General features: G+C 65.8%; 18 protein-coding genes. 10 read left to right on the top strand and 8 right to left on the bottom strand.

The annotated features are described in order from the left end of the window. Window positions 1-37 precede the first annotated feature (37 nt). A complete protein-coding gene (locus tag HNR60_RS17200; protein ID WP_184259675.1) occupies window positions 38-3,529 on the bottom strand; it encodes an indolepyruvate ferredoxin oxidoreductase family protein in 3,492 nt (1,163 codons plus the stop codon). Window positions 3,530-3,872: 343 nt separating this feature from the next. Between HNR60_RS17200 and HNR60_RS17195 the strand changes: the two genes are divergently transcribed. Both HNR60_RS17195 and HNR60_RS17190 read left to right on the top strand, forming a co-directional pair. Beyond that, window positions 3,873-4,190 carry a hypothetical protein gene (locus tag HNR60_RS17195; protein ID WP_184259673.1) on the top strand — a complete coding sequence of 106 codons (318 nt, stop codon included), beginning with the start codon at window positions 3,873-3,875 and terminating at the stop codon, window positions 4,188-4,190. A gap of 185 nt (window positions 4,191-4,375) precedes the next feature. Beyond that, window positions 4,376-4,648 (top strand): hypothetical protein, encoded by a 273-nt coding sequence (locus HNR60_RS17190; RefSeq protein WP_184259671.1) that lies wholly within the window; start codon window positions 4,376-4,378, stop codon window positions 4,646-4,648. A 65-nt stretch (window positions 4,649-4,713) separates the two neighbouring features. Here the strand turns inward: HNR60_RS17190 and HNR60_RS17185 are convergent, their stop codons facing one another. After that, the gene (locus tag HNR60_RS17185) at window positions 4,714-5,523 is read right to left on the bottom strand and encodes a DUF1295 domain-containing protein (protein WP_184259669.1); all 810 of its coding nucleotides are present in this window, start codon (window positions 5,521-5,523) and stop codon (window positions 4,714-4,716) included. A 120-nt stretch (window positions 5,524-5,643) separates the two neighbouring features. Continuing rightward, window positions 5,644-5,931, bottom strand: coding sequence for a hypothetical protein (locus tag HNR60_RS17180; RefSeq protein ID WP_246432982.1), 288 nt, complete (start codon window positions 5,929-5,931; stop codon window positions 5,644-5,646). A gap of 89 nt (window positions 5,932-6,020) precedes the next feature. On the opposite strand from HNR60_RS17180, the gene HNR60_RS17175 reads away from it, so the two are divergent. Continuing rightward, window positions 6,021-7,043 (top strand): alpha/beta fold hydrolase, encoded by a 1,023-nt coding sequence (locus HNR60_RS17175; protein WP_184259667.1) that lies wholly within the window; start codon window positions 6,021-6,023, stop codon window positions 7,041-7,043. Between the two features lie 262 nt (window positions 7,044-7,305). After that, window positions 7,306-7,584 (top strand): GCG_CRPN prefix-to-repeats domain-containing protein, encoded by a 279-nt coding sequence (locus HNR60_RS17170; protein WP_184259665.1) that lies wholly within the window; start codon window positions 7,306-7,308, stop codon window positions 7,582-7,584. Window positions 7,585-7,653: 69 nt separating this feature from the next. Here the strand turns inward: HNR60_RS17170 and HNR60_RS17165 are convergent, their stop codons facing one another. After that, a complete protein-coding gene (locus HNR60_RS17165) occupies window positions 7,654-8,343 on the bottom strand; it encodes a TetR/AcrR family transcriptional regulator (RefSeq protein WP_184259663.1) in 690 nt (229 codons plus the stop codon). 97 nt (window positions 8,344-8,440) lie between these two features. Between HNR60_RS17165 and HNR60_RS17160 the strand changes: the two genes are divergently transcribed. The 5 genes from HNR60_RS17160 (at window position 8,441) to HNR60_RS17140 (ending at window position 10,626) form a co-directional block, all read left to right on the top strand. Continuing rightward, window positions 8,441-9,106, top strand: a complete 666-nt coding sequence (locus HNR60_RS17160; protein WP_184259661.1) for an O-methyltransferase — start codon at window positions 8,441-8,443, stop codon at window positions 9,104-9,106. Between the two features lie 165 nt (window positions 9,107-9,271). Continuing rightward, complete coding sequence (locus HNR60_RS24410) at window positions 9,272-9,502, top strand: colicin E3/pyocin S6 family cytotoxin (protein ID WP_184259645.1); 231 nt, start codon at window positions 9,272-9,274, stop codon at window positions 9,500-9,502. Continuing rightward, a complete protein-coding gene (locus HNR60_RS17150; protein WP_184259643.1) occupies window positions 9,495-9,833 on the top strand; it encodes a hypothetical protein in 339 nt (112 codons plus the stop codon). The genes HNR60_RS24410 and HNR60_RS17150 overlap by 8 nt, the downstream gene beginning before the upstream one ends. Before the next feature lie 195 nt (window positions 9,834-10,028). After that, window positions 10,029-10,313, top strand: a complete 285-nt coding sequence (locus tag HNR60_RS17145; RefSeq protein WP_184259641.1) for a type II toxin-antitoxin system RelE/ParE family toxin — start codon at window positions 10,029-10,031, stop codon at window positions 10,311-10,313. A 10-nt stretch (window positions 10,314-10,323) separates the two neighbouring features. After that, window positions 10,324-10,626, top strand: coding sequence for a HigA family addiction module antitoxin (locus tag HNR60_RS17140; protein ID WP_184259639.1), 303 nt, complete (start codon window positions 10,324-10,326; stop codon window positions 10,624-10,626). Window positions 10,627-10,773: 147 nt separating this feature from the next. Here HNR60_RS17140 and HNR60_RS17135 read toward each other — a convergent pair whose 3' ends face one another. Continuing rightward, a complete protein-coding gene (locus HNR60_RS17135) occupies window positions 10,774-12,306 on the bottom strand; it encodes an acyl-CoA carboxylase subunit beta (protein WP_184259637.1) in 1,533 nt (510 codons plus the stop codon). A gap of 248 nt (window positions 12,307-12,554) precedes the next feature. Here HNR60_RS17135 and HNR60_RS17130 point away from each other — a divergent pair, with 248 nt between their 5' ends. Further along, window positions 12,555-13,013 carry a DUF4260 domain-containing protein gene (locus HNR60_RS17130; protein ID WP_184259635.1) on the top strand — a complete coding sequence of 153 codons (459 nt, stop codon included), beginning with the start codon at window positions 12,555-12,557 and terminating at the stop codon, window positions 13,011-13,013. 4 nt (window positions 13,014-13,017) lie between these two features. On the opposite strand, the gene blaOXA is transcribed toward HNR60_RS17130, so the two are convergent. The 3 genes from blaOXA to fliK all read right to left on the bottom strand — a co-directional run bounded on the left by blaOXA (window position 13,018) and on the right by fliK (window position 16,128). Next, window positions 13,018-13,833, bottom strand: a complete 816-nt coding sequence (gene blaOXA, locus HNR60_RS17125; protein WP_184259633.1) for a class D beta-lactamase — start codon at window positions 13,831-13,833, stop codon at window positions 13,018-13,020. 301 nt (window positions 13,834-14,134) lie between these two features. Continuing rightward, window positions 14,135-14,401 (bottom strand): EscU/YscU/HrcU family type III secretion system export apparatus switch protein, encoded by a 267-nt coding sequence (locus HNR60_RS17120; RefSeq protein ID WP_184259631.1) that lies wholly within the window; start codon window positions 14,399-14,401, stop codon window positions 14,135-14,137. Beyond that, window positions 14,398-16,128 carry a flagellar hook-length control protein FliK gene (fliK, locus tag HNR60_RS17115; RefSeq protein ID WP_184259629.1) on the bottom strand — a complete coding sequence of 577 codons (1,731 nt, stop codon included), beginning with the start codon at window positions 16,126-16,128 and terminating at the stop codon, window positions 14,398-14,400. Before fliK ends, HNR60_RS17120 begins: the two co-directional genes overlap by 4 nt. Window positions 16,129-16,134: the final 6 nt, after the last annotated feature.

Genomic DNA, 16,134 nt, shown 5'->3' with positions numbered 1-16,134 from the left:
CCTCGGCTCGCAATGACGAAGTAACCGTCGCCCCGCCCTACTCCGCGGCGAGTTGTGGCAAAGGCAGCGGCGGCGGATCGGCGATCTCGCGGGCGAGTTCGGCGTAGCGCGCCTTGGCGTCCTGCACCGCCTTCTCCTTGATCGGGCCATAGCCGCGGATCCGATCCGGCAGTGACAACAGCTCCACCGCGAACGACGCGGTGCGCGGCGACAGCCGCTCCAGCACGGTGGCTATGTCCCGCTCATAGCCGGCGATCAGGTCGCGTTCCAGCTTGCGCTCGGGGTGATAGCCGAACACATCGAACGGCGTGCCGCGCAGGAAGCGCAGCTTCGCCAGCGTCTTGAACAGCGGCCGCATCGCCTCGCCGAATTGCCGCTTCTTCGGCCGACCGCTGACGTCGAGCCCGGGCAGGATCGGCGGCGCCAGATGGAAGTTGACCTTGAACTCGCCCTCGAAGCGCTCGCGGATGCTGTGTTCGAAGGCTTTGTCGGTCAACAGCCGCGCCACCTCGTACTCGTCCTTGTAGGCCAGCAGCTTGGCGTAGTTGATCGCCACCGCGCGCGGCAACGCGTCGCCATAGCCGCCGCCCTCGGCCGCGGCACGCACCCGGTCGACCAGCGCGCGATAGCGCGCGGCGAGCTTGGCGTTCTGGTAGCCGGTCAGCATCGCGCTGCGATGCGCGATGATCTCGTCGAGCGACATCTCGTCCTGCGTCTTTTCCGCCACGGTGTCGTCGGCGCCGTGCAGCATCGCGGCGAGCCGCGCCGGATCGGCTGCCGCCAGCCGCCCGAGCTTGAACGCCTGGCTGTTCATCTTGATCGACACGCCGTTCAGCTCGATCGCCTGCTCGATCGAAGAGGCTTGCAGCGGCAACAACCCGCGTTGATAGGCAAAGCCCATCATCATCATGTTGGTGGCGATGGAATCGCCGAGCAGCGCTTCCGCCGCCTTGGTGAAATCGATGAAGGCGGAATCCTTGCGCAGCGCCGCCGCCAGCACGCCGTTGACCTTGCCGGTCTGGAAATCGAAATCGCGGTTGCGGATGAAATCCGCGATCGGGATCAGATGGGTGTTGACCACGCCGTGGGTGCGGCCGGGCTCGCACAGTGACAGCGTGTCCTTGGAAATCGCCATCACCTCGTCGGCGACGATCAACAGATCCGCGGTGCCGGTGACGATGCGCGAACAGGTGACGTCATCCGGGCTGCCGGACAGCCGCACGTGGCTCAGCACCGCGCCGCCTTTTTGCGCCAGCCCCGACATGTCGAGAATCATCGACGCCTTGCCCTCGATATGCGCGGCCATCCCTAACAGTGCGCCGATCGTCAAGACGCCGGTGCCGCCGACGCCGCCGACCGCGATATTGTAGGGCTGCTCCAGCGTGGGCAGCGTGGCCGGCTCCGGCAGTTCGCCGAGATCGGCGAGATCGACCGGGGCGCGGCGTCGCAATTGGCCGCCCTCGATGGTGACGAAGGACGGACAGAAGCCCTTCAGGCAGGAGTAATCCTTGTTGCAGCTCGATTGATTGATGGTGCGCTTGCGGCCGAGCGGAGTTTCCAACGGCTCCACCGAAATGCAATTCGACTGCACCGAGCAATCGCCGCAGCCTTCGCAGACCGCGGCGTTGATCACCACGCGGCGCTGCGGATCCTCCAGCGTCCCTCGTTTACGGCGGCGACGCTTCTCCGCCGCGCAGGTCTGCACGAACACGATCGCCGACGCCCCCTTCACCTCGCGCAGCGTCTTCATCACGCTGTCGAGTTCGTCGCGATGCGCCAGCTTGGTGCCCGGCGCGATGTCGGCCGCCGGATAGGCGTCGGGATTTTCCGACACCAGAACGATCTCGCGGATCCCCTCGCTGTGCAGCTGGAAGGTGATCTGCTGCGGCGACAGGTCGCCGTCGTGGCGCTGCCCGCCGGTCATCGCCACGGCGTCGTTGTAAAGGATCTTGTAGGTGATGTTGGCCTTCGATGCGATCGACTGCCGGATCGCCAGACTGCCTGAATGGAAGTAAGTGCCGTCGCCGAGATTGGCGAAGATGTGCTGCTCATCGGTGAATGGCGCGATGCCGGTCCATGGCACGCCCTCGCCGCCCATATGGGTGAAGGTCGAGGTCGAGCGGTCCATCCACAGCGTCATGAAATGGCAGCCGATGCCGGCCAGCGCGCGGCTGCCCTCCGGCACCTTGGTCGAGGTATTGTGCGGACAGCCCGAGCAGAAATACGGCGTGCGGGTGATCGGCACCACCGCCTGCACCTGCGAGGCCTCGCGGCCGTGAAACCAGTCCGCTTTTCCGCGCAGCAATGCCGCAATGTCAGGATCGATCTGCATCGCCAGCAGCCGGTCGACCAGCGAAGTCGCCACCTTGGCGACGCTGAGTTCGTCGGCGAACGGCAGGAAGCGATGGTCGCGATCGTCCATCTTGCCGACGATGCGCGGCCGCGCGCCGTCCGGCGCGTTGAACAGCGCCTGCTTGACCTGGTTCTCGACGATCTCGCGGCGTTCCTCGACGACGAAGATCTCTTCCAGCCCATGGGCGAAGTCGCGCACGCCCTGCGGCTCCAGCGGCCACGGCATGCCGATCTTGTAGAGCCGCAGCCCGATCCGCGCCGCGACCTGTTCGGTGATGCCGAGTTCGCGCAGCGCCTGGCGGGTGTCCTCGTAGCTCTTGCCCGACGCCATGATGCCGAACCGCGCGTTCGGACTATCCATGGTGACGCGGTTGATCCGGTTGGCGCGGGCGAAGGCGATCGCCGCAAAACCCTTGTAGTCCTGCAGCCGGCGATCCTGGTCGTAACGGTCGTCGGGCCAGCGCAGATTCAATCCGCCCGGCGGCATTTCGAAATCGGCGGGGATGATGAACGGCGTCATCTCGTCGTTGAGGTTGATCTCCGCGGTGGTCTCTACCGTTTCGGTGATCACCTTCATGCCGACCCAGCAACCGGAATAGCGCGACATCGCGATGCCGAGCAGGCCCATCTCGATGATCTCATGGATCGACGACGGGTAGAGATACGGCATCAAGGCGGCCATGAAGGCGTGGTCGGATTGATGCGGCACAGTCGAGGATTTGGCGCCGTGGTCGTCGCCGGCGAGGCACAGCACGCCGCCATGCTTGGCGGAGCCTGCCGCGTTGGCGTGGCGGAACACGTCGCCGCAGCGGTCGACGCCCGGCCCCTTGCCGTACCAGATCCCGACCACGCCGTCGTGGCGCGCGCCGGGCGACAGATTAAGCTGCTGGGTGCCCCAGATCGCGGTGGCGGCGAGGTCTTCGTTGACGCCGGGCTGAAATTTGACGTTGACCTGCTCGAGATGTTTTCGCGCCGCGATCAGCTGCTGGTCGTAGCCGCCGAGCGGCGAGCCGCGATAGCCGGTGACGAAGCCGGCGGTGTTGAGGCCCATGGCGCGGTCGCGGCGGATCTGCGCCATCGGCAGCCGCACCAGCGCCTGGATGCCGGTGAGGAAGATATGTCCCGAGCCCTGGGTGTATTTCTGATCGAGACTGATCGCACCTTGGTTCAAACCCATTCCACCCTCATGCGGCCTTTGCAGCCTCTTGCGACCCGGACTTGTTTCAGCGGTCTTTGATTTATTCTAAGCAGTCTAGGTCGGAATTTCACCGCCGCGCATCACAATAATCGGCAAGCCTGCTGCGCGCCGACAATCGCAATTTCGTGGCGCGGCAGCCCGCAACAAACCGCCTGCGACTGCGCCGCGACCTCCCGCGCAGCAACAAACTTTCTCGACGCCAGGTCGGACGGCTCGCCGGATGTTTCAGCCTGCGACGATTCGTGCAGCGGAACCGCGCAATGTTCCGGAACGTATCCGCCGACCTCGGGGTTATCCCGTAACCGCAACGAGGAGAAATTCCATGGCCGAGAATACACCGAACGATCCGTATCGCCGCGATCCCATCGAAACCGAGCGCGCGACGCGCCTCGACCAGGAACTGCGGGGAACGGGCGAACCCATGAGGTCCGGAATGAGCACCGGCAAGATCGCGGCCTTCGCGGCCGCCGTCGTGCTGCTGGTCGGCGCGTTGTATTACGGGATGAACGTGTCCTCGACCAATCCGTCGACCGCGTCGAATAGCGGCGCCGGCACCACCACGGGCAGCTCCACCGCGCCGGCGACGCCGCCAGCGCCGGCCGCCTCGCCGAGCAACAGCACGACCAGCCCGGCGCGCTAAACCATTATCGACCGGCGGCCAATCAGGCGGGCGCTGCAAGGCGCCCGCTTTAGCCTGTTTGCGAGGCTGGCGGCGGAGTGTGCGCTGCAGCACGCAAATTAATAGAGCAAGGGAAACGCTCAGGCGGTCAAAACGTATCCTTGGGGCCAGCCGTCACGCTGGTTTTGTTCCAAGGGAGATTTCCAATGAAGAAGCAATTGCTCGCCGCCGCCTTGCTTTCAACCCTGGCACTCTCGACCCTGACACCCGCGTCCGCCGCGATGATGGCCTGCACCGGCGAAAACATGGCGAAGTCCCAGGCCGCGGTGATGGCGATGCCGGACAGCCCCGGCAAGATGGGCATGCAGAAGGAAATCGCCATGGCCAATGCCGAGATCAGCAAAGGCAATATGCGCGGCGCCTGCTCGCACTACATGAAGGCGCAGAAGATGAGCATGATGAAATCCGGAACGATGTAACCGGCCGCGTCGCGACCACCCTGGCCGCGTCGTCCGATGACGGCGCGGCCGCCTGGGCCGCCTGGTCAATGCACCAGGAATTTCAGCTTGCGCAGCGAATACAGCGGCACCCACGGAAAGATGATCGGCACCCGCCGCACATAGCTCTGGTAATCCGGGTTCTCGCCGTAGCGCTCGTCCTGTTTCAATTCGACGTTGCGCGCCGCCCCCACCATCAACAGCTGCATGTAGATCAGCGCGATGGTGGTCAGGATCCAGATCAGCGCCGAATCATAGGCCGACACCGCCGACAGCCAGACGCCGAACCAGAACAGCATTTCGCCGAGATAGTTCGGGCAGCGCACCAAGCCATACAGCTCGACGTCGCAGAACCGCGTCGGGTTGGCGGCCTTGAAGCGATATTTCTGCCAGTCCGCGACGCTCTCCAGGCCGAGGCCGGCGATCATCACCACGACGCCGAACGGCAGCGAGCCGACCGCCAAACCCTGTTGCTGCGCCGACAGTGTCAGCAGGGCCGGCAGGAACAGCAGCGTGAACAGCAGGCTGACGCCGAACCAGATCCAGCGTTTCTGGTTTTCCGTGACCTTGGCGGTGCGCACCTCGATGGCGGCCAGCTCTTTCTGATAGGCGGGGCTGCGCTCGCGCAGCAGCAGGAATCCGGCGAGCCGCAAGCCATAGACCAAGAGCAGCAGCACTTGCAGCAGCGCCCAGCCGCCGATGCTGTCCTGAAACACCAACGCCATCACCACCGCCTGCGCGGCGACCGATCCGGCGTAACACACGCTGACGAAGTAGTAGACGCGGGCGAAGCCGAACGCCGACACCAACAGGCTGATGCCGAGCGCGAGCACGAAGTAAAGCCAAGGGATGGTCATCAGGCGGTCGTCCGCTCAAACCCAGGATCGGCGCTTATATCGCTGTTCGTCCGGCCGCGCCATCAGCCCGACACCCGCCTTTGTGCCAATGCCGATGCGTTGCGCCGCAACTGAGCGCGCTCAGTCGCCGCCGAGCGCCCGGCCGATGCCGGCGCCGATCGCCAGCACCAGCGCGCCCACGGCGCCATACGCCAGATAATCCGGGTGACCGCAAAACAGCTTCGAGGCCGAACAGACATCCACTGCCCACGACGTGCCGTAATACAATTCGGCATGGGCATAACGAAACAGCATCGCCGCGCCGCCGAGCGCCAAAGCGATGATAAACAACAACGCGGCCATATCGTCTCCGTCCCTCGGGTCGGCCGACTCGGGCACGGCGCAGCCGATTCGGGGAATGACCTGCATCAAAAGGAACGATGGCGCGCGGTGGGCGTCTCCTTGCCGTGCGCCGAACGCTCCCACGCTGCGCGTCCCGCCCCGACACGGAGAATGCGATGTCCCGCCGGCTGCTGCCCGCCCTGATTGCGACACTGATGCTGCTCGCGCCAGCGCTCGCCGCCGAGGACGCGCCGCGCGAGCCTTACGGCATCGGCCTGGAAGGCTTCGCCTATCCCTACCCGGTGCAACTGCTGCCGCTCACCAACGACGGCGAGCAACTGCGCATGGCCTATATGGACGTCGCCCCCGAAAAGCCCAACGACCGGACCGTGCTGCTGCTGCACGGTCGCAACTTCCCCTCGAGCTATTGGGCGCCGGTGATCAAAACGCTGAGCGAGCAAGGCTACCGCGTGGTGGTGCCGGACCAGATCGGCTTCGGCAAATCTTCCAAGCCTGACGGCGAGTTGCATTTCGACACATTGGCCCGCAACACCGTCGCGCTGCTCGACCGCCTCAAGCTCGGCAAGGTCGACATCGTGGCGCATTCGCTGGGCGGCATGCTCGCGGTGCGGATCGCCCGCGCCTACCCGGCGCGGATCGCGCATCTCGTGCTCGCCGCGCCGATCGGGCTGGAGGATTATCGGCTCTATGTGCCGCCGGCCGCGACCGAGAAGATCATCGACACCGAGGACAAATTGACCGCGGACGGCTATCGCAAACAGCTCGAGACCAATTATGCGATGAAGCTGCCGCCCGAGCAGGTGACGCCGCTGATCGACGCCCGTTTCAACATCAAGGGTGCGGCGGATTATCCGCGCTGGCTGCGCGCCTTCGCCGCCTCGGCTCAGATGATCTACCGCGAGCCGGTGGTGCACGAGATCCCGCTGATCACCGTGCCGACGCTGTTCGTGATGGGCGCCGACGACCATAACGCGCCGGGCCGGCCGAACGCGCCGGAAGCGCTGCGGCCGAAGATGGGCCAGAACGCCGAACTGGCCAAGGCGCTCGCGGCGCAGATGCCGAACGCCCGCGCCGAGGTGCTGGCCGACGCCGGGCATCTGGTGTTCCTCGATCAGCCGGCGAAATTCGACCCGCTGATGCTGGAATTTCTGGCGACGCCGGAGGCCGGCCCGCGCTGACGGTGGCAACGCTCGCGCGCATTGCGCGATGCGATTCGACTCGCGCCTGCCGCCGCGATCCATGCTCCCTGCATCCCAGCGACAACGCGTCGCGGCCGGCGCCATAAACCGGACAGCGTTCTGCCACGACATTCATTCGGCATTCACAGAGCAACTGCTTTGTTGCATTGGCGCGTCGCCTGCGCTTTGAGAAGTCTTTACGATGCCGACGGAGTCGGCCAGTTGTGGCGCCCGCGACGCGGGCCGAAGAAAGGGAGAAACGATGAAGACGATTTTTGCAGCCGCCCTGTTTGCCGTGGGCCTGGCCGGAATGGGCAGCGCCAACGCGATGCCGCTGGCGCCGCTTGCCGGCGCTGACACCGCCGGCGTGATCCAGGTGGCGCAGGGCTGCGGACCCGGCTTCGCACGCGGACCCTATGGCCGCTGCCGCCCGATGTATCGCCGCGGCCCGGTGGTGGTCGCGCCGCGGGCCTATGTCCGCCCGCCGGTGATCGTGCGCCGCGGCCCGCCGCCGTGCCGTTACGGCCGCTGCCGCTACTGATCGACCACAACGCACCACGAAAAACCCCGCGCGAGCGGGGTTTTTTATGGGACCCGGTGGCAGTTTTGCCTACGACGCCTTGCTCCGCCCGCCACGACCCGACGACGGCGGCTTCGCCGACTTGACCGACTTGGCTTGCAGCATGTCGAGATAGGCGCACAACATTTCGCCGAGCGCGCGCGCCCGCGCATCGACCGCGGCTGGCGGGCCTTCGGTCTCCGACAGCTGCTTTCCCACCCCGGCCATCGCCATCATTACCACGTCGGATGCGATGAGACGCTGCGGCTCCGCGCACTCCGGCAGCGCCTCGCGCATGAAGGCGCGCACCGTCTTGGTTCCGGCGAGACGCAGCCGGCGCGCTTCGGGGGCGTCGCGATACAGCGGCGCCGCATCGTCCAGTGCGCCGCGAAGCTGCGCCTCTTCGCATTCGGTCCGGACGAACTCGCGAACCGCGATGCGCAGCCGCTCTGCCGGCGGGCGCGAGCGATCCGCGAGGATGCCGGCCAGCAGACCGCCGGTCTGTTGCCATTCGTCGGCCTGCAGCTGGAACAGGATCGCCTCTTTGTTCGGGAAATATTGATAGAGCGACCCCACGCTGACGCCCGCCGCCTCGGCGACGCGCGCGGCGGTGAATCGCCGCGCGCCCTCGCCCGCCAGAACGCGACCTGCCGCCTGCAGAATGGCCGCCACCAGCTGCCGCGAGCGCTCCTGTTTGGGCTGTTTTCGCGTGGAAATCCGGGGCGTTGCGGCGCTGCTCATGATCGACCTTGGGAACGCGAATTGAGAACGCGACTATTTCATCGTATTTTGCCGCAACGCGCAAGCTGCTGCGCCCATTCATTCCGGAGACCACCTGATGACGACTCTGCTCAACCCGCCGCTCGCCCTTCTGCTCGACCGGCTGTTCGCCGACGCCGAGACGAGCACCGCCGCACTGCGCTCGAGCGTCGCGCAGATGCCGCAGCACGAGCGCACGGCGATGATGGCAAGCAAGACCGATTACCGCGCGCTCTACGCCAGCATGAAGGATGCCCACCTCGCGGTATCGCGCGAGACCGCGTTGCTGCTCTACATGCTGGCGCGCTCGAGCGCCGCGCGCAGCATCGTCGAGTTCGGCACCTCGTTCGGCATCTCGACGCTGCATCTCGCCGCGGCGCTGCGCGACAATGGCGGCGGACGGCTGATCACCAGCGAGTTCGAACCCTCCAAAGTCGCGCACGCCCGCGCCAACTTCGCCGCCGGCGGCCTCTCCGACCTGATCGAGATCCGCGAAGGCGATGCGCTCGAGACGCTGGCGCGGGATCTGCCGGATCAGATCGACCTCGTGCTGCTCGACGGCGCCAAGGGCCTCTACCCGGCGGTGCTCGACCTTCTCGAGCCCCACCTGCGGCCCGGCGCGCTGATCCTCGCCGACAACGCCGACTGGAGCCCGGACTATCTTGCCCGCGTCCGCTCGCCCGCGCGCGGCTATCTGTCGACGCCGTTCGCCGAAGATGTCGAACTGTCGATGCGGCTCGGCTGAGGCGGGCGGCGACGGGCTGCGGTCGCTGCCCAGCGACCACCGTTAAAACGCGAACCGCACCCCGCCGCCCGAGAGATTGCGGCAGAAAATTAATGTCCTCTTCTGGCCCACGAAACCGCCGATTCGTGGCATAATGGCTCAGGATCTTCGTGAAATGAGTGGCTCGTGGCCAAGCCGATCCCCAAGCCTTGCTTTCTCGATGGTCTTGAGCCGCTCGGGGCCATTCACGGGGAACGACGCTGGCGAAGCCAGGATGGCAAGCGGCTCTACACCTGGGACGGATTGCACGGCGAAATCGAGGTCTTCAACGCTCGAGGGAAACATCTGGGAGCGCTCGATCCGTTGACGGGAGAACTCATCAAGGACGCCGTGCGCGGGAGAACAATCAATGTCTGACATCCAAACCGGAAGCTTCATCGAGCTTTGCCTGGCAGGGAACGCTCTCCTCGACGAAATCGATGATTTCGTTGACCGCTGGCACAGCACGCCGTCGGAGACCAGCTTGTGGGACTATCTCGGCATGTCGGAAGCGGAGTATTCGCTCTGGGTCAACGAGCCGGACGTTTTGCCCTACGTGATCCTTTCCCGGAAGGAGGGTCGGCCCTTCACACAGATCGTGAACGACAATTACTACAGCAGTCTGCGCTTGGCAGCCCGGCCCGACCAGGGACAGAAAATCCGAGTCCTGAAGGATTGGCTGGAGAGGCAGGGACATCTCACTCGGTGAATAGTCCTATAGTTGATCGCCAGCGCATCTGATCGCGGTCAGTGCTCTGTAGCCCGCATGAGCGCAGCGACATGCGGGGCCGCGTCGCGCGACGTTCTCCCGGATGTCGCTTCGCTCATCCGGGCTACGCTTGCTCCTTGCATCCGTCGACCGTCGGCAGTATCGTGACATGATACGTCCAGTGAAATTCTTGCGATGATCCGAGGATTCAAGGGCAAGTTTGCACAAGCGATCCTCATTGAACGGCGGGCACCGAGAGGCTTTCCGGCCGACCTGCTCGCCGTCGCTCGTCGCAAGCTGGTGCAGTTGAACAGCGCCGCCACGCTCGCCGATCTGGCTGTGCCGCCCGGCAATCGCCTGGAGGCTCTGAAAGGCAACCTGAAGGATCGGCATTCGATCCGGATCAACGACCAATGGCGCATCGTATTTCGCTGGCGCCCCAGCGGCCCCGACGAGGTTGAAATCGTCGACTATCATTGAGGTTGGGACCATGGCCAAAAAGCTGCCGCCCGTTCATCCCGGCGAGATTCTCCGCGAGGAGTTCCTGATGCCGATGGATCTGACGCCTTACGCGGTGGCGCGCGCCTGCGGCGTGCCGCGCACCCGGATCGAGCGCCTCGCCCGTGAAGAAACCCCGGTGACCGCCGACACCGCGCTGCGATTAGCGAAGTACTTCGGCACGACGGCGAATTTCTGGATGAATCTGCAGATCCAACATGATTTGGAAGTCGCCGAAGACGCTACAGCCGCAGAGTTGAAACACATCAAGCCGGTGAAGCGCAACGCGGCGTGAGGATGAGCGCCGGACGTTCGGCGAAACAGGAACAGCGATACCCGGCGATACGAAGACATTGCATTAGATCGTCTAACCGCCCGAAGAACGCAAAAGGCCCCCTGCCACGCCGGCAAGGGGCCCTTTCGTTACATCAGAACAAACACATCACATCGGAATATTGTCGTGCTTCTTCACCGGGGACTCGACCTTCTTCTCGCGCAGCATGGCGAGCGCGCGGACCAGGCGGCGGCGGGTCGAATGCGGCATGATGACGTCGTCGATGTAGCCGCGCTCGGCGGCGACGAACGGCGACAGGAAGCGGTCCTCGTATTCCTTGGTGCGCGCCGCGATCTTCTCGTCGTCGCCGATGTCCTTGCGGAAGATGATCTCCACCGCGCCCTTGGCGCCCATCACCGCGATTTGCGCGGTCGGCCAGGCGTAGTTCATGTCGGCGCCGATTTCCTTCGAGGCCATCACGTCGAACGCGCCTCCGTAGGCCTTGCGGGTGATCACCGTGACCAGCGGCACCGTGCATTGCGAATAGGCGAACAACAGCTTGGCGCCGTGCTTGATCAAGCCGCCATATTCCTGCGCGGTGCCCGGCAAAAAGCCCGGCACGTCGACGAAAGTGACGATCGGAATGTTGAAGGCGTCGCAGAACCGCACGAAGCGCGCCGCCTTGCGCGAGGCGTCGCTGTCGAGCACGCCGGCCAGCACGATCGGCTGGTTGGCGACGAAGCCGACGGTGCGGCCGGCCAAGCGGCCGAAGCCGGTGACGATGTTCTTGGCGAAGGCGTCGGAGAGTTCGAAGAAGTCGCCCTCGTCGACCACTTTGAGGATCAGTTCCTTGATGTCGTAGGGCTTGTTCGGATTGTCCGGGATCAAGGTATCAAGCGACATGTCGACGCGCTCGATGTCGTCATAGCTCGGCCATTCCGGCACGCCGTCGGCGCTGTTCGACGGCAGGAAGTCCAACAGCCGGCGCATCTGCAAGAGCGTTTCGACGTCGTTCTCGAACGCGCCGTCGGCGATCGAGGAGCGCGTCGCATGAACCGAGGCGCCGCCGAGTTCTTCCGGCGTCACCACTTCGTTGGTGACCGTCTTCACCACGTCGGGGCCGGTGACGAACATGTAGCTGGTGTTCTTCACCATGAAGATGAAGTCGGTCATCGCCGGGGCGTAGACGTCGCCCCCGGCGCAGGGGCCCATGATCACGCTGATCTGCGGGATCACGCCGGAGGCCTGCACCACGCGTCGGAACACGTAGGAGTAACCGGCCAGAGCCGCGACGCCTTCCTGGATGCGCGCGCCGCCGGCGTCGTACAGGCCGATGATCGGCGCCCGCGCCTTCATCGCCATGTCCTGGATCTTGCAGATCTTCTGCGCGTGGGTTTCCGACAACGAGCCGCCGAACACGGTGAAGTCTTTGGCGAACACGAAGGTCTTACGGCCGTTGACGGTGCCCCAGCCGGTGACCACGCCGTCGCCGGGGATCTTGGATTTCTCCATGCCGAATTCCACCGAGCGATGCTCGACGAACATGTCGGTCTCCTCGAACGAGCCCTTGTCGAGCAACAGGTCGATGCGCTCGCGCGCGGTCAGCCGGCCGCGGGTGTGTTGCGCGTCGATGCGCTTCTTGCCGCCGCCGAGTTTCGCTGCCGTACGGCGTTCGTCGAGAGATTCCAGGATGTCTTTCATGAGCTCCAGACCGCTTTCGTGGGATGTCGTGAGGTGGGTGCGTGACGCCGGTTTTGCCGCCGGTTTGCCGCAAAATTCAAGGCCTTCTAACACGGGGTATTCGAGTGGGGAATTACCTATCCGGCTACGCTGGCCGGCTCTGACGGTATCGGTCGGCGGTGCGGCGACGTCCCGCCGCTTGCGGCGCAGGCACCATGGCGCGTCCCGATGGCGCCGACTATATCTCGGATCTTGTAGGAGCACGATCCATGACCGAGTTCACAGCGACCAAGACGGGTGCGGTAACCGGCGGCGTTCGCCTCCTGTTGCGGGCGGAAGGCGCCGCGCTGTTTCTCGGCCCGACGCTGTTTTACGCGCTGGCCGACGCGCCATGGGGGCTCTACGTGCTGTTGTTCTTCGTGCCGGATCTCGGCTTGCTCGGCTATCTGCTCGGCCCACGGCTTGGCGCGATCATCTACAATGCGCTGCATGCCACCATCGGCCCGTTGCTGCTCGCGCTCGCCGGGGTGTTGACCGTGGAGCCGCTCGCCGGCGCCATCTCGCTGATCTGGCTCGCCCATATCGGCTTCGACCGGATGCTCGGCTTCGGCCTGAAATACGCCGAAGGTTTCGGCTTCACCCATCTCGGCCGAATCGGCCGGAGGAAGCACGCCAAGCCGGTCGCCACTGAGACACTCGATCCGCTGCCGACCGAGACCGCCGCCTGATCGATCAGATCGCGCCGATATCACCGAGGCATTGCTGAGCCAGCGCCATGCGCTGGGCGGCGTGCCGCGGTTCGCGAATATCGAGATTGAGCGCGAACACGGTCTGCGCGCCTTCCTTCTCGGCCCAGCCGACCAGCCAGCCCAGCGTCGGTTTGCCGGTCTCGGCGCCGAGCAGCCCGGTCTTGGCGCGAATCACCGCGTCGCCGATCTTGGTCACCGGCAGGATGTCGCGCACCAGCTCCTGGCTGCGCGCCGAAATCGGCAAGGCGCCGCGACGCAGCCGGTCGACGAAATCGATCTGCTGGATCGGATCGATCCGCAGATCGCCGGTGAGCCAGAACTGATCGATGCCGCCGCCGGTGTTGTGGTTACCATAGTCGACCAGATCGAGATATTTCTGCATCCGCTCCGACCCGATGCGGCGCGCGATCTCCTGATACACCGGCACGACCGAGGCCGCGATCGCCGAGCGCAGCGTGTGATCGTGATTCCACGCCTCGATGTCGCGGGTCACGCCGTCCCATTTGAACACGTCCTTGTCGGGGTCGGCGACCACGCCGGTCTCAAGCGCGATCAGCGAATTGGCGATCTTGAAGGTGGAGGCCGGGCGGAAGGCCTGCCCGGAGCGATCGGGATCGCTGGCGATGATCAGGTAGTCCTTGGTCTTGTAGCCCACGAAGGTGCCCGCGGTGCCGGCGTCGGTGAAATGCTTGGCGAGGTCGGGGCGGATCTCGCTGCGCGGCGGCGCCACTTCGGCCCGCGCGGACAACGGAGCGACAGCGGCGGCGAACAGTCCGAGCAGATGGCGACGATTGAGCAAAGGCGCACCAAGCTGAGTTGCGATTGGCGCAAGATGCGCGGCGTATCGTGGTGAAACGATGGCGGACGCTGAGCCTTTGCAATCGATGCGAACCGACGACGGCGTCATTTCAGACTTCGAGGCAGACTCACCACTGCGTGCCCCGGACGAAGCGCAACGCGCCGCACTTGCGGCGTGGTGCGCTGAAGAGCCGGGGCCGTACCATAACGCGACGCCTGGAACGGTCCCGGCTCGCGGCGCAGCGCCAAGGCGCTGCCCCGCGTCCGGGACACGATGCCGCTTCAACCTATCAACTACAAAGCTAACGCACCCGGCCCGACAGCCGCAGCACGAACACCAGCACTTCGGCGACCGCCTTGTAGAGCTCCTGCGGAATCTCGTCGCCGATCTCCACCTTGGACAGCGCGCCGGCCAGCACCTCGTTCTCTTCGATCGGAATGTCGTGGGCCCGCGCCACCTCGATGATCTTGGCGCCGATCGGGCCCTTGCCCTTGGCGATCACCGTCGGCGCGCCGGTCTTGTCGTAGTGCAGCGCGACGGCGATCTGGTTCATGACGGGCGTCGTCATAGCGCGCGATCCAGGAAATAGCCGGCGGCGGCGGCCGGCGGCGGGGTCGGCGCGCCGTCGCGGATCACGATCTCGCCGGGCTGCAATTCGGCCCGGCTGAGCGCGCGACTGAGCTCGGCGCTGCCGGCGCGCAGTTGCGCCGCGGTCGCCGGCCGCTCCGCCCACATCCGCACCGAGGTGGTGTCGCCGGTGAGCGAAATCAACGCGTGCACCGGCCCTGCCGGTTCGACGTCGAGCGAAAACCGCGCCCGCCATACCCGTTTCGCGGCGTCGACCTCCCTCGCCTCCGACTCCCGCGAAATCTCGAACTGCGCCATCGCGGTGCCCTGCGGGGTCAGGAAGGGAATCTCGAAATTCCACCGCGCGATGGGCTGATCGCTGCGCGCCCCCGAAGGATCGACGTGGTCCGGCAAGGAGGCAATTTGCAGCAGCGTCTGCCGGGCGAGCGCGGCGTCGGTCTCGGACAACAGCCGGCGCGCGGTGGCGTCGAACGGCTCGTGCGACACCAAGGAGGCCGGCTCGACCGGCTGCACCGTCGGCAAGGCGCCGCGGATCGGCGGCGGCAGCGCATTGCCGCGCAGCGCGATCTCGTCCTCGGTCGCCGGCGACAGCCGGGTGCCGGTCACCAGCGGCAGCAAGGACAGCATCGCGGCGTTGCCCGACAGTAACTTCGCGACCTGCCCCGCCGCCAGCGGATTGGCCTGCAAGGCCTCCTGCAGCACGCTGAGCGCGGCATTGCTCGCAGCCGTACGAGCCTCGGCCTGGGCCGGCGTCGCCGTCGGCACCGCCACCGGCGCGTGGGTCTGGAATTCCGCGATGGTGTTTTCCAGCACGGCTGCGGCCTGCTGCGACGCCAGTTGCTGAGCCCGCAGATCGGTGAGCGGCGTCGCCGTCGACGTCGCGGCGCCGGTTGTCGTCGCGATTTGCGCGGCGACGAGCGACGGCGTCGACAGCACCCGGTCGGCGACCAGCGCCTCGGCGCGCAGACGGCCTTCCATCGACGCCGGCGTCGGCACCGCGCCTGGCAATGCCGCCTCGCCCAGCGCGGTCGCCAGCACCTGGCGCAGCACGATCATTGCCGCCTTCAGATCGAAGATCGGCGCCGAAGCATTCGCGCCGGCCGCCAGCGAAGCCTCCATGAACAGGCCGGACGCCTGGAACGCCTGTTTGATGTCGGCGGCGCTCAAGCCCGGGTCGAGCGCGGTGCGCTGCGCCAGCACCTGCAGCACCGCGGCCTGCAGCTTCGGCGGCATCGCGCTGAGATCGGCGGCGGCGAGATTGGCGAACAGCGGCGCGAGGCTGCCCTGCTTGGCGGCGGCGAGCTGCGCCGCGGTCGACACCGCGACGGCCTCCGCCGGGCTGAGTTCGCTCTGCAACGCCACGCTCGGCAGGGAAGTGGCGAGGCTCAGCGAAGCCTCCGGCGCCGGCGTCGCGGCGTTACCGGACAGCTGCGCGGCTGCGGAACTGGTTTGCGCGGTTGGTTGCGGCAGCACCGCGAGCTTGACGCCGCCCTCGGTCTGCGAAACCGAGAGCTGCAAGGCTTGCCCGGGCTGCAGCGGCACCTCGGAGCGCACCGCGATCGATTGGCCGCCGATCGCGATCTGCGCCTGATCGCCGTCGACCTTGACGACGCGGGCGGCGATCACCGTGCCCGGCTGAAAGGCGACAGCCTCGGTCACGCCTTGCACGGCGAGGATCGGAAGCGTCGAATTGACCGCAATCGACATGGTGCT

Source organism: Rhodopseudomonas rhenobacensis (assembly GCF_014203125.1).
Classification (GTDB): domain Bacteria; phylum Pseudomonadota; class Alphaproteobacteria; order Rhizobiales; family Xanthobacteraceae; genus Rhodopseudomonas_A; species Rhodopseudomonas_A rhenobacensis.
The sequence above is the reverse complement of the archived record's forward strand: the minus strand, read 5'-3'. Positions and strand labels throughout refer to the sequence as shown.